Below are 13,606 nucleotides of genomic sequence, written 5' to 3' on the forward strand. Positions count from 1 at the left end.
TGCATACGAGGAAGCAAGTATTTAGAACTGCTATAATCATTACCATGATTTAGAGCCACTGTCACGAAAGGTCACGCAACAATAGAAAAAGCTGTTAAGCAGAGGCATGACCTCTGTTCAACAGGTAGCTCTACCAACTGAGCTATATCACTCATTCCACTAATAATGCTGATTGCAAGTGAAGAAATCGTGTAATAAAAAGCACCCAATAGTTTCATAATCATCCCTGGCCTTTCTGTCATTAAGACTGAAAAATAATACATTAGTATGGCTACAATAAGTGGAATGATTGCAGTGATAATTGGATTCGAACCAATGCACACCCTTGCTTAACAACTCTTAATTATCATTATACACATTTATAGAGGTAAGGCAACAAATATCTGTGTTTTTGGAACACCTTTCTGCATCACAATTTTCTGTATTTTATTGTACAATAGGCACTGATTATTAGCGTAAGCGTCAAAACATAGCGTCATTCCTAAACAGTGTTTTTATTGGTATCCTTTCCTAAAAGACATTTAGGGAGGTTCATTATGAATACAGAAGAATCCATTGAATTATGGAAGAAAAGGTTCTCGGATAGAAAACTTAGTGGTCAAAAAGTTGATATCTGGTGTGAAGAAAACAATATTTCCAGACATGCCTATTATTATTGGCACCGAAAAATCCAAGACAGCAAGCAAATAAAAGAAAAAAAGAATACTTTTGTAGAAGTATTCATTCCTTCTTCAGAGGCTGTTTTAATTTCCAAAGAAAACAAGATAAATAATTTAGTAATTACATGGAATGATTTTTCAATTACCATAAGAAAGTCAGCGGATATACCAATCGTTGCAGAACTGATGCATAGGCTGGTGACACAATGTTAAATCGTCTGGTAACAGATACAAAACATATTTATCTTGCGCTAGGAGCAACTGATTTTCGGAAACAGATCAGTAGTCTTGTTTCTCTTGTACAACTTCAGTTTGAAATGGATCCATTTTTAGAGTCCAGTATATTTATCTTCTGTAATAAAAAACGGGATTCTATCAAGCTGTTAAGGTATGATAAGAATGGGTTTATTCTGGCACATAAGAAGCTTTTGGAAAAAATGAAATTTCAATGGCCAAAAGATTCTGAAATGGTAAAAGAAATTACCAGCAAACAGGTAGAATGGCTCTTGGAAGGATTAGAAATCGAGCAGAAAAAAGCACATCATGAAGTAAAAATCAACATCCATAATGCGTGCTTTTAATTCTGAAAAAATGACGATAAACAGCCCTAAAACCAGCTAAATATCGGCGTTTTTCTGCTACTCAGACCCCTTGATTTCATGGTGAAAACGGCTGCTTTATGGTATACTTGTCTTAGTAAAAAGTAAAGGAACAATATACCATGACTGAACAGGAAGAACTCCTAAAAATGCGTGCTCTTTTAGCCGAAAAAGAACAGGTTATAGAAGAACAGAAAAAACGGATTGAAAAGCAGCGTATCCAGATAGACAACATGATCCAGGCATTGCTCCATGCAAGAAAGAAAATTTTTGGCGCTTCTTTTGAGAAGACACAGACGGATGGGTAATTAAGCCTGTTTGATTCCGTGCAGGAATTAGCACAGGAGCTGTTGAAAGAACAGAAAAAGATTACGGTCAAAAGTCATGAAAAGACTCCACGCAAATCTGGAATCAGGGAAGAAATGCTTTCTGGATTACCCAAAGAGATGGAAGAATATATTATCAATCCGGAGGATACCTGTCCAAAGTGTGGAAGTCAGTTAAAAGTCATTGGGAAACAATTAATAAGGACTGAAGTAGAATTCATTCCTGCAAAACTGAAAGTAAAACAGATCGTGCGTCAGGTAGCAAAATGTGAAAACTGCGGGACAAAGGATAGTGCAAATCAAACGCCAGTTTTTGTAAAGGCAGCAATCCCTGTACCAGTTCTGTCACACTCCATTTCAACACCATCCATGGCAGCACAGGTCATGTATCAGAAGTTTGTAATGGGGCTTCCGTGTAACCGGCAGGAGAAGGACTGGTTCCATATGGGACTGGTACTTACAAGAGCAGATATGGCAAACTCCATCATACGCTGCAGTGAAGAATGGCTGTCTCCAATTTATCATAAGATTCATGAACAGCTCATGTTCTGTAAATTGCTGCATATGGATGAGACAAGAATCCAGTGCAACAAAGAAGAGAACAGAAAGGCCTATGTTCGACCGAAAGGAACTGAGAGATTTCTTAAGAGAAAAGGAAGGATTGGAGGTAGAAATAAGGCAGGGAGTCTACGACCGGCTCTCACAGGGAGAAGGAAGTGTGGCAGAGGGGGGTGAGATTACAAGGAAAGGTACATTAAGAATCTACCAGTTAAAGAAAGACAGTCTGATCTTAATGCAGTTTATCAGTCTGGCAGAGAGAAAAAAGGGGATTTGGATTGCCGCAGGCAGCGGAGTATGAACTGGTATATGAAGGAGAAACAGGGTCTTTTGATTTGGAAGCCATCTGGGATCAATTCCAGTGGAATCCCCCAAAGGAATTGGATGGACACACGCTTTCCATATCAGATATCATTGTACTTACGGAAGGAGAGATTAGCAGGAAATTTTATGTGGATCTTACCAGTTTCAAAGAAATTTCATTTAAGCAGTAGAACATATGGAAGAACACCATCAAAATCAGAGGGTGTTTTTTCAGCAGAAAATCAAATGGAGGAAATTATGGCAGAAAGAAAAACAGGGGAGACAGCTCCCGAAAAGAAGCAGGCGCAGGAACAAAGGGTCGCAGATCAGGAGAATCCGGCATCACTGCTGGATGTCCGTATCCATTCCATACGACTAAATGAAAGCATTAAGGCAACGGCATCGGTAAACATAGGCGGTGCGTTTGCCATACGCGGAGTAAAGGTAGTGTATCAACAAAGGAATCGTACCGCAATATTATTATGTAGAGGATGACCATGAACCCATTATACCAAAGGAACTTTTTTACCGGGTACAGGAAGAAATCATGAGAAGAGCATCCCTATGCAAGTCGGCTGAAACAAGAAAGAAAAATAAGAAAAGCAAATATTCTTCTGCCTATGCATTGACCGGTATCGTAATCTGTGGGGGATGCGGTCATGAGTACCGTAGGGTAACCTGGGCACGTAATGGAAAAAAAAGATTGTATGGAGATGTACCAACCGTCTGACAAACGGTGTTAAGAGCTGCGGAAATTCAGAAACACTGGAAGAGGGAGCATTAAACAGAGCAGTTATGGAAACCATACATAGGATTGTAAGCAACGAAGGAGAGTTTGTGGGAGCTTTCCGGCAGGATGTCATAAGGGTAATTGGAAGTTATGGACAGAGTAAAGAACCGGACGAATATGATGCTAAAATCAGGGAAAAGCAGGAGGAGATGGTGGCATTGATCGCTGAGAATGCCAAAGCAGGTTCCTATAGTGAGGCGTTTGATAAACGATATCAGCAGATAGTGGAAGAAATCAATGTTTTAAAAGATGAGCAAATGGAAGTTAAACGAAAGGAAAGGCTGGAAGAGAATTATGAGCAACGGATTAAGGATATGGATAACTTCATACAAAACATTACCTACAAGATACCAGAGTTTGACAACGACCTTGTAAGAAGATTAATAAAGACCATCAAAGTAGTCTCTGCCGACAAGCTGATGATACAGTTCCAATCAGGAATCTGTATGGAGCAGAATATCAGTTATGATTAAAAACCGGCAGAAATGACAATGGAATAGAGAAAGGTTATTCCTGCCGGTTTACGGTAAGAATAAAATGCCGGGAGGGATCGGGCGTTTTATTGTTGGCGTAAGAGGGGAGATGCCAGACAGATGGTGGATAATTTAGCTGTTTTTTTGTATTATCGTGGAATGGGAAAATAATCCATGTAGAAGAGACGCAGATTTGAACTTCCTTTGATAAGGCACATGAATTGTTTTCAAAAATTCTCTTCTCCAATATTTGAAAGAGTTGTAAGTGTATGCTGGTGAAAATATAGAGATGGGATTATAATAGGTATAGGCTAAAAAGATATAATGGCAAATAAGCACGGTATGAAATTTATAAGATAAGTTTACAGATGAAGAGCAACCGTATTTTCTGTTGGAGAATATAGGGGTATCCCGATACAAAAGTACAGAAAGTGACTTTTGATGAAAAGAAGAAGTATATGAGCGAAAGATAAATTTAGGGAGGCAATTACATATGGGAATTCATGGATTTTTTAAAAAAAGAAATATTGAAAAGTTCGAAACAGTAGGGATAGAAGAGGTTGATTTCTACCCGAAAGAGAAAATATTCTACTACAATTTTACAAAAGATACATGTGAAAAATTACGGACAGGAAAATGCAATATCGAAGAAATTTTTCAATATAAAGACGATCTTGAAGAATTTGAAAAAAGATGTGACGGTTTCAAATGCAGTAATTTGGCTTTATCTCTTTTAAAGAATGGATTCGTGCATCACCAGGGGACAGGCATTTTGATATTTAAGCATTCTTGTGGACATTACTCTTGTAATAATGGGCAACACCGAACTTGTCTGGCTGCTAAACTTGATATTCCTGTAAAGGCGGAGCTTATGGAATTAGAAGATCCTTGTGTTGCCTGCCAATATGGGCATGAGTCATTATAGTTTATTTATATGAACTAAAAGCTATAAACTTATCAAATATATAAACAGGAATTTGCCATTTTAATACTGCGAATTATCTCAATTAACTAGATTGAAAAATCTGCCTATTGGGGAGTTGAACAGAGAAATAAATTGGTATTGTATGGGTGTAGTATAAGAAATAAAATAAGGAAATATTGTTGTTGAAGTATCAGGAAAGAATGCGGAATGGAAATCTGTGCTAGAGATATTCTTGAGTATATAAAAAATTAAGGACTGATTGCATAGCCAGAAATTGAGGTGTTGCTATCTAAAGAAACTACATTATTGATTGGATAAGATGGGGTACTGTCTTGATATAGCAATTTTGATTTTGGAAAGTTGGGAAGATATATGAATAGATTTGAAAATGGATTTGATTCTTATCAAAAAGCAATAGTAGAACTAGACAAAAGAGGTGAAAATGAATTTAAATTAAAGGCTGTTATTATTAATTTTCATCATGCAATTGAAGTTTTATTTAAACATATTCTGTATTCGAAAAGTAAATGCTTAATCTATAGGGATATGAATAATTGGGTAAATGCAGCATTCGATAGAAAAATTTGGAATAGAAATAATCAGAAGGAAAATACTGATTATACCATTAGTTTTGATGAGACTGTTAAAAGGGTAATTGTCATCTATGATGAACAAATTGATCAATATGCTTATAATGGCTTTTTAAACTTGAGCAAGTTACGAAATGCGCTAACACATGATGAGATTGAACTAAAAACAGAATCAGTGGAGCAGATTGTGGTAACTCTTACCCCAATTGTTACTGCAATATTACAGAAGCATTTGTCTGGAGACGAAAAAGAAAAATTTGATAATTTTGTTACATCTGAAAAGTATAAGAAAATATTACAACAGCTTATAGGAAAAAATGTGGCATGGCGAATTACCACTATATCTAATTTATTAGAATTATATTCTAATAGAGATTATGAAAGTTTGACGGGAAATGAAATTAGACATTTGGAATTAACAATGTCTATATTGAATGTGATGGTAATAAAAGAGGACATGTTTTGCAATATAGATGATGAGTACTATATAACATACATTTCTTATCTTAAACAAGAAATTTGTGATGTACTCATCTGCTATTTAGAAACAATCAAAAAGAATGAAGAAATTAAAACTGTAATTAAGAGAACAAATATTATCGAAGATATTGTACAGGAATATTTAATTAATGCTACTTTGTATGTATATGGTCTTTTGAATAATCAACAATATATATCATTTAAAAATGAAGAGATAATTTATAAAATTTTAGATAATAATTCCTTTGTTAATAACAATGATATTTACGCACTGTTACATTGCATTGAAAAGATTGTAAATGTGCTTGTTATGATTACAGGAACTAAAAAAAGAAAAGAATTGTTGGAAAAAATATACCTTGATGAATCACAAACGGATACTATTGAATTGATTTATTCAACATTGATTAGTTGGTATAAAAAAAACTATTGGTTCAATAGCATAAACATAACAAAACTTGACGAAACCATTCGAGTTGAAATTGAGTCCGACAGAGTATTAAAAGAAGTATGCCAAAAAATATGGGATGATAAACTGTATCAGGAGCTCGTTGGAGAATTTGGCGAATGGGGAACTATTGACCGAATAGATGATATTATAGTTGAACAACTGGAAACAGTAGTAAAGTTAGAACATAATATAATTCTTGTATATTATGTCTCATTTTCTACACAGACTTATACTGACCATGAATACTATGATAATGGTGGGGAGAACTGTTTCATAAAAGTTGTTGGCTATATGGAAGATAATAGATTTATTATTGATGAAGCTCAGTACATGGGAACAGCAATTGGATTCCGATCCTTTACATTTGATTGAACTAAGAGGCTGCGCAATGATCTGATGAGGCTGTGGTGCAGTGATTTATTTTTTCTAAGGTACGCGCCTAATACAAAAGCGCTTCTCTTGCAGTTTATGGAGGTGTTATGGTTTTATGGACAATACAGCATAAGTGTGCATATGAAGAAATGAGAAAAAAAGGAGTGCTTAGAGCAAATGAAGCACGCATTTGTGACGATTCCTTTAAAGAAACCTATTTATGGTTATCAAGCCAAATGATCAAACATATCGGTAATTTGCCGGAAGGTGTTATCTTTCCTGTATGGGCATGGTATCAGTGGGAAGAAAAACGAAAAAGGCTTGATATGAGAATCCATGGTCGCAACTGGGGAACGAAGGGCTCTCCAATTGTTTTGTTAACAATAGATGTCCCAGATAATTTTGTATTGCTCTCTGATTTTGATTATTGGCATGTGGTTTTGAATAACGGAGATATCATATTTCCGTACTGTGAGAAACCATTTATTCCTAAGTAGAAAAGCAAAAAAGATGGGAGAATATATTTAATATAGATTGTAGTTATGATGGAGAGCCACATCCATTCCTTACAACACAAGCTACACTATGGGAAATTAGATGGGAATGGGTGATAAAAGCCGAACATTTTATATCTCGATAAACTTGAATTTATAATACTGATTTTTACATAAAAAAACTATGCAAAGCAGACCGGAATAGACAAATTGGAGGGCACAAGGCATGACGAGGACATATGACGATATCATCAATTTACCGCACCATGTTTCAGCGACACGTGCGCGGATGACAGCTATTGACCGAGCGGCTCAATTTTCCCCCTTCGCTGCATTTACCAGTTATGATGCCGCTATCAGAGAAACAGCAAGATTGACAGATGAGAGAATAGAATTGGATGAATATAGAAAGGGTGCTTTAAGCGATAGGCTACAAACCATAGCAGATCGGATTAAAGAGCATCCTGAAATCGAAATTACCTACTTTCAGCCGGATGTGAAGAAGAATGGCGGTGCCTATGTTACTACTATCAGTAAGGTTAAAAAGATAGACAAATATGAAGGGGTTATCATTATGACCGATGGCACAGTAATACCCATTGATGAAATAATTAGCATAGATGGGCAGATATTCAAAACTATGTATGATGGATAAAGACGGATAAAATTTGAATTTATATTCTAGATATGTAGAATATAGTGGTTGAGTTTGTGGTACAATTACAGGAAATACTTATTTGAAAAAGGTTTATGCAAAGAAGACATTCGAAAAAGGCGTCTTAATAATAAAATTAGAAGAGGGGAATTACTTTGGCATTAGGTACAGCTCACGAAGGATATGAATATCAAGACTATTTGACTGTTGGTTATGTAATACAGGAAATAATCAGTGGTACTAAAAGTGTTTTTTTTATTGATAAAAAGGATACAGAGCATGATAAGTTTGATGATTTGAAAATAATTGATGGTTTGATGGCTAAGTGTATTCAGGTCAAATATAGTAATGAAGATGTTGCACATAAGTTATCGCGTTATGATTTATCAAATGGAAACGGTCACGATACAGCTCTAGATACTTTGTTTTTTTCATGGAAAGAACTAAAAGAGAAGTATGGGGATGTTACTTTTAAATTATGCGTGGCTTGGGACTTGCCGGATCAAACTGATGATATATTGGATGTTCTTCAAGAGGAGATACATGTTAATGCCTTTAGTAACAAGCATTACAAAATATTACCAGATAAAATATGGCCTAAAGGAAAGAAACCTAAAAGTGGATGGAATAGGTTTAGTAAAGCTTCTTCAGAAATAGACAGAAAAGAATTTATTTTATTTTGTGAAAATTTTAGTATTGAAGTAAATTATCCGAAAGCTAGTTTGGATTTAGATAGTCCAGGAGAGTTGGAAAATATCCTATTTGATTTTGCAAAGAAATTGGGAGTAGGAATATATCCTAACAATATTTCAATAAAGGATTTTATATATAGATTTGTATCCTATGTAAAAAGTATTCGAGCTAAGGGTGGAAGAACAACAGTAGAGGATATAATACAAAAGGTTGGATTGATAACTAATTATGGGAAAATAGAGCATAATTTTCAAATTGACGAAGGCCTATTTGTTAGAGATCCAGAACAAATAGACAGGCTACTGGCATGCTTAAAGCATAATAATAAGATCATATTCACAGGTGAACCTGGAGCAGGAAAATCATGGTTCATAGAGGATTTTGTTAGGGAGCTTAAGCGAAGAAAAAAGAAAGTGATAAGATTCAATTGTTATCTAAGTTTGGATGATTCTAATTCTTTAAGAAGGATAAGAAAAGATGTATTTTATGGAAATTTAATTCATGAAATATTGGAAGAATTTCCAGAATTAATGGAATTTAAAGAATCTACATACGGAGCAAATAAAGAGGAAGTAGAAAGCTTATTTAAACATATAAATCAGGAATGCTATTTAATTGTGGATGGTCTTGACCATATAGAAAGAGTTTATGAATCTAAAAAAGGTAACATAGAAAAGGGGAAGACTGATATTATTGATTCCATTTATCATCTTGTGTTATCAGCTAATATAAGAGTTTTACTTTCTTCACAACCGCTAACTATATATGAAACCTTTTATGAAAATGGATTTTATCCTTTAAAAATAAATGCTTGGGGGAAAGATCAAACAAGTCTTTATCTAGAAAAGTGTAATATAAAAAATGAGATATGGGCATCTGGAATAGATGTACTAACTGCCATCCAGGAAAAGTCAAATGGTAATGCGTTGTATATTAGTTATTTGGTTAAAGAAATCAAAAAAATGGCTATATTTCAAGAAGATAAATTTAGAGAATTACCTCAATACTCAATTGGCTTAAAAGAATATTATCATTATTTATTTGTACAAGTCAGTTTTGACGCTATATTATATTCACTGGCAGGATTGGAGTTTTATGTCACTAATGAAGAACTGAAAGAAATTACTGGTTTGGGAGACAATGTCGATACGGTTTTGGAAAACATTTCTCCTGTATTGCGAACTAATGTGATTTCTGGAGGTATTATAATATATCATGAGAGTTTTAGAAGATTTATTGTTGATTATTTGAGTGAAAAAGGAGGCGATGTAAAAAAGATTATCTATAGAGACATCATTGAATGGCTGGATAGAGATGGACTATTTGGAAAACCGAAATCCTTTCATAATTTATTAGAAATACTGGTAAGTATTGAGGATTATTCTAAAGTCATGGCATACCTAAATATAAACTATGTTCATGATAGTATGTACTTTGGATATTCCAGAGAAAGTATTCTCAAAAATTATAGGTATTTCTTAAAATCAGCTTGCTTGGTAAAAGAGTTTTCAAAAATTGCCTTACTTTCTGAAATAGGAAACATGTTAGATTTAACAATGTATGAAATAGAAAGTATTAATGAAGATTACATGGAAGCATTGGCCGATATTCATGGAATAGAAAGGCTAAATTCTATTTTAGAATTTAACGGAAAAGCAACGTATGGTTTAAAGGAAGGTTTAGAAGGATGTTATATTTGCTCAAAAAGAAGAAGAAACACTTGGTGGAATTTATACTGGGAAAATAAAGAGCAAATATCTTTAGACGAGATGAAGTATTATGTGAGATATGTTGTAGATAAAAACGGGATAGACATAATTGATGATATTTTGAAAAAGATGAATAAAAAAGGATATTCAAATTTTCGAAAATTAATATTCTCTGAAATCATAACATATATTACGGTCGATGAAATAGCATATAAAATTGAGAAATATAATTTAAAACAGTGGAAAGAAACGTATGACGAAGCCAATGACTGGTTATACGGTCAGAAATACGTAGCTGAACAAAAATGTTTAGATTTACTTGAACGTATTCGTAATATTGGGCATATTGGAGAGGATGACAGCTCATTATTAGTGGATTTTTTTAAAAGTATTGGAAAAGCAATTCGAAATAATAAAAACCGTATATACCTAAAAGCATTGAAGAATTTTGCGGATATTAATTGGTTCTACAATTGGTGTATATTTGTCTTAGAAATGATAGAAATGAGTGAAACAGTAAGGCAAGGCAATTGTGAGTACAGTGAGGAAAAAATTATAGAAATATATCAGCAGTTGTTAAAGGATACGGATGTGTTTAAGGGAAAGCCTAGCACTTGTGATTTATATGGTGCTTCAGAATTGATAAAAGAATCTATGCTTAAGCCCTTAAAATATATTACAACGAAACAAGCCTGGAAACAAATTATTGATATACTATTTACTATTTCGCAAGAAACTACTACCATTTTAGATAGCTCTTTAGTAGGACCATTACCTGACTACAAATTGATGGAGATTCTTAAGGATATACTTGCAGAAAATAATAGTGAGTATGTGATGGGAGTAGTTAGAAAAATTATTGCATCGGCCAAAGAAGGAGGGTTATACGGAACAATTTCTTCTTTTTGCTATAAAGCAGCAAGCATGGAAATGAAAATTGGAAATTTGGATATTGCAAACGAGTATTATAAAGAAGGAATTAAGTATAGTTTGTGTTATTCAAGTCACAAAGAAGTATCTTTAGAGCAAGTGATCGATTCATACCCACTCTTCTATAATATAAAAACCGAAAAAGCTATTGAATATCGAAATAAAATCACTGATATGACTTTAGCAGTTTTGAGTCATACTGATGGTAGAGTAACAAAACGATTTTTAAATAGGTGGTTTAGTCAATTGCTAATGACAGATACCAATTATGCAGTTAACTTTTTAAGTGAAATTCAATTGCGGTGGGAACGAAGCTGGATTGTGGAAGAAATGATAGAGGATCTGATAGAATGGATGGTTAGCAATGGATGTAGTTTTCAGGCCATATATCTAATAGAAGCTTTGCCTAATAGCATGAATAATTCAATTATTCAGTATTCTGTAAAAGCTATTAGAGAATTGATGAAGTGTGGAAAAGAAAAAGATGCAAGGCGTATGTACATCAATATTATCTCTAGACTAAACTTTAAATATATGCATAGAGAAACTGGCATTGATATGGAAAGTCTGATTGAACTAAGTGCTATAGGGGATCAATTTGGCATAAATGTGAAAACATTAAATGCATGGTTGCTGAAATGGAGAAGTATAAGTGTTAAAGCAAAGTGTGAAACAAGAAAAACGCTACAAATTAGTACTATACCTGTTTTCTCTTCAATGTCGTTTGATAATATGCTTGAATGGCTTTCAAACAATATTGTAACTGAAGATATTATTAATGCAGTGATATATTGGTTAGAAGAAAATAATTTATTAGAAGAAAATAATTTATTAGAAGAAAAACAAATTATGCAGCTTATTTGTGCTATGGTTCATGCTGAGCCGTTTAGTTATAATTATGATAAACATTTAGATTATATTAAAATCATATTGGAAAACGCTGGATTAAATAAAAAAATAAAGGCCTATGGATATGTCTTGATTTTTACGGCATCAAAAAGCAAATGGAATCAAAACTTACATGATAAAGAGTCATTTTCAAAAGCTATAACATATGATCGCGTAACGGCATTGGATACATTGTTTGATGAACTATATATAGAGATGGCTAAATTAGGAGTTACAATTACCACTAACTTGATGGCAGCATTGATGGAAATTCAGTATGATAATGAGATTATATCAGAAATGTGGTGTAATACTTACGATGTTATGAAGATGCGTTTACCCAATGAAGCGAAGTACGATTTAGAGATTAAAAATGAACATTCACTGGATATAGGGCTATCGTGTGTTATTTTAGGTCGACTAATTCATGGTGAAAAGGAAAGAATGTTATCATCAATATCGTATTTAATAGATTCACTTGATTCTCACCAAGATGAAAGAACTATAATGCCGGTAAAATGGTTTTTAAGAAATTTTGAAAGGTTTAATTATATAAGTCAATTAGCAGTACTGCAGTCCATATTACATGGGATGGAGTTATATGGTGAGGAGTACGTCTTAAATTTCAAATCAGAGTTAGAGGAACTTTATGGTCATAAAGATATGATGATTGACTTAATAATTGGTAACATGATTGAAATAGAGGAAGAGAACGTATCATATGAATTAATGGTAGAAGATTTTGTTGAGGAAAATATAACCGATGGACAGAGACAAGCGTGGGTTTACTTTAATAAGCAGTTACAACTTTTACATGACGTTGATCTGGATTATACCGATGTAATAAGGATATGCTGCAGTAAAGAAAATATGGAAAAAGAGAGAGGATTTTTTGATAATTACCGTAAAACTAGGGTAAAGAATACAGTTGGAAAATCAATATTATTGAAAAATATTATAGGTAAATTGTATGAGATATATGGGAAGCAGTATTTTATAGAATCATTATGCGGGGATATGCTAATAGATTTTAAGTTACTGTGTTATTATAAGCGAGCACGAAGTATAATACCTAATCATAATTTTTACAAATGCAATGAAGAAGGAAAAATAGAGATATTAAATGATATTGAAGAAGATTTTATCTCTATTGCATTTCATGAAATGAGAAGAACATTAGCATATAATGAAACAAAAGAGAGTGAGATATATAGAGCTTTGGTAAAAGCAAAAGCTGATGGTGTACCAGTAAATGAAAATGTTCGAATTGGCTTTACGGATTATGTAGATGAAAATCAGAATGCACTCATTATCATGACGAAAAATCAGGATGATTTTGAAGATGAGATATTTTTATGGCCAAATGATGAGATTTTTAATTTATTTATAACTAAAATTATATTTGATAGTGAACAGATGGAGTTTGTTGGATATGATTGTGACGATAATATTGTAATTCGTTTTCATACTTGGCGAGGTGAATATTATGGCAACAATGAATTTTCTAATAAAGAGATTCCGCTTGTTGAAGGAGAAGAACTTTTGATGAGTGCAGAATATGTTAAAAAATTAGTAAAGTCATATGGAAAACTCTACATACAAACAAATGTAAAAAACAGACAATACTAAAGCTTTTTTGAAAAATTAAAAAGTGATATAACTTTGACTGGAAGTGGATATTGACAGAGTAGTTATCATTAAAAGCAAATAA

General features: G+C 33.5%; 15 protein-coding genes. 14 read left to right on the forward strand and 1 reads right to left on the reverse strand.

What is annotated here, in order from left to right:
- Nucleotides 1-71 precede the first annotated feature (71 nt).
- Complete coding sequence (locus BM305_RS19325; protein ID WP_092560217.1) at nucleotides 72-323, reverse strand: hypothetical protein; 252 nt, start codon at nucleotides 321-323, stop codon at nucleotides 72-74.
- Nucleotides 324-536: 213 nt separating this feature from the next.
- Here BM305_RS19325 and tnpA point away from each other — a divergent pair, with 213 nt between their 5' ends.
- From tnpA to BM305_RS08285, 14 genes are all read left to right on the forward strand, one after another.
- Complete coding sequence (gene tnpA / locus BM305_RS08230) at nucleotides 537-872, forward strand: IS66 family insertion sequence element accessory protein TnpA (RefSeq protein WP_092560218.1); 336 nt, start codon at nucleotides 537-539, stop codon at nucleotides 870-872.
- A complete protein-coding gene (gene tnpB / locus BM305_RS08235; RefSeq protein ID WP_092560219.1) occupies nucleotides 866-1,240 on the forward strand; it encodes an IS66 family insertion sequence element accessory protein TnpB in 375 nt (124 codons plus the stop codon). Before tnpA ends, tnpB begins: the two co-directional genes overlap by 7 nt.
- A 140-nt stretch (nucleotides 1,241-1,380) precedes the next feature.
- Complete coding sequence (locus BM305_RS08240; RefSeq protein ID WP_092560220.1) at nucleotides 1,381-1,566, forward strand: hypothetical protein; 186 nt, start codon at nucleotides 1,381-1,383, stop codon at nucleotides 1,564-1,566.
- A gap of 18 nt (nucleotides 1,567-1,584) precedes the next feature.
- Nucleotides 1,585-2,319, forward strand: coding sequence for an IS66 family transposase (locus tag BM305_RS08245; RefSeq protein ID WP_092560221.1), 735 nt, complete (start codon nucleotides 1,585-1,587; stop codon nucleotides 2,317-2,319).
- Nucleotides 2,303-2,443 carry a hypothetical protein gene (locus BM305_RS18995; protein ID WP_177214628.1) on the forward strand — a complete coding sequence of 47 codons (141 nt, stop codon included), beginning with the start codon at nucleotides 2,303-2,305 and terminating at the stop codon, nucleotides 2,441-2,443. The genes BM305_RS08245 and BM305_RS18995 overlap by 17 nt, the downstream gene beginning before the upstream one ends.
- On the forward strand, nucleotides 2,421-2,636 hold the full coding sequence (locus BM305_RS08250) for a YodL domain-containing protein (RefSeq protein WP_092560222.1): 216 nt from the start codon (nucleotides 2,421-2,423) through the stop codon (nucleotides 2,634-2,636). The genes BM305_RS18995 and BM305_RS08250 overlap by 23 nt, the downstream gene beginning before the upstream one ends.
- A complete protein-coding gene (locus BM305_RS19745) occupies nucleotides 2,593-2,940 on the forward strand; it encodes a hypothetical protein (RefSeq protein WP_330393442.1) in 348 nt (115 codons plus the stop codon). The genes BM305_RS08250 and BM305_RS19745 overlap by 44 nt, the downstream gene beginning before the upstream one ends.
- 52 nt (nucleotides 2,941-2,992) lie before the next feature.
- Nucleotides 2,993-3,175 carry a hypothetical protein gene (locus tag BM305_RS19000; protein ID WP_177214629.1) on the forward strand — a complete coding sequence of 61 codons (183 nt, stop codon included), beginning with the start codon at nucleotides 2,993-2,995 and terminating at the stop codon, nucleotides 3,173-3,175.
- Between the two features lie 65 nt (nucleotides 3,176-3,240).
- Nucleotides 3,241-3,708 (forward strand): Site-specific recombinase, encoded by a 468-nt coding sequence (locus BM305_RS19005; RefSeq protein WP_177214630.1) that lies wholly within the window; start codon nucleotides 3,241-3,243, stop codon nucleotides 3,706-3,708.
- A gap of 493 nt (nucleotides 3,709-4,201) precedes the next feature.
- Nucleotides 4,202-4,633, forward strand: coding sequence for a hypothetical protein (locus BM305_RS08265; protein WP_092560223.1), 432 nt, complete (start codon nucleotides 4,202-4,204; stop codon nucleotides 4,631-4,633).
- A 372-nt stretch (nucleotides 4,634-5,005) separates the two neighbouring features.
- Nucleotides 5,006-6,526, forward strand: coding sequence for a hypothetical protein (locus tag BM305_RS08270; protein ID WP_092560224.1), 1,521 nt, complete (start codon nucleotides 5,006-5,008; stop codon nucleotides 6,524-6,526).
- A 107-nt stretch (nucleotides 6,527-6,633) separates the two neighbouring features.
- Entirely contained in the window at nucleotides 6,634-7,023 is a 390-nt protein-coding gene (locus BM305_RS08275; RefSeq protein WP_242940495.1) for a DUF3841 domain-containing protein, read from the forward strand.
- Between the two features lie 223 nt (nucleotides 7,024-7,246).
- A complete protein-coding gene (locus tag BM305_RS08280; protein ID WP_092560225.1) occupies nucleotides 7,247-7,675 on the forward strand; it encodes a YolD-like family protein in 429 nt (142 codons plus the stop codon).
- Nucleotides 7,676-7,830: 155 nt separating this feature from the next.
- Nucleotides 7,831-13,524: a P-loop domain-containing protein gene (locus BM305_RS08285; protein ID WP_092560226.1), complete on the forward strand. Its 5,694-nt coding sequence runs from the start codon at nucleotides 7,831-7,833 to the stop codon at nucleotides 13,522-13,524.
- Nucleotides 13,525-13,606 lie beyond the last annotated feature (82 nt).

The organism is Anaeromicropila populeti, assembly GCF_900112775.1.
GTDB lineage: Bacteria > Bacillota > Clostridia > Lachnospirales > Lachnospiraceae > Anaeromicropila_A > Anaeromicropila_A populeti.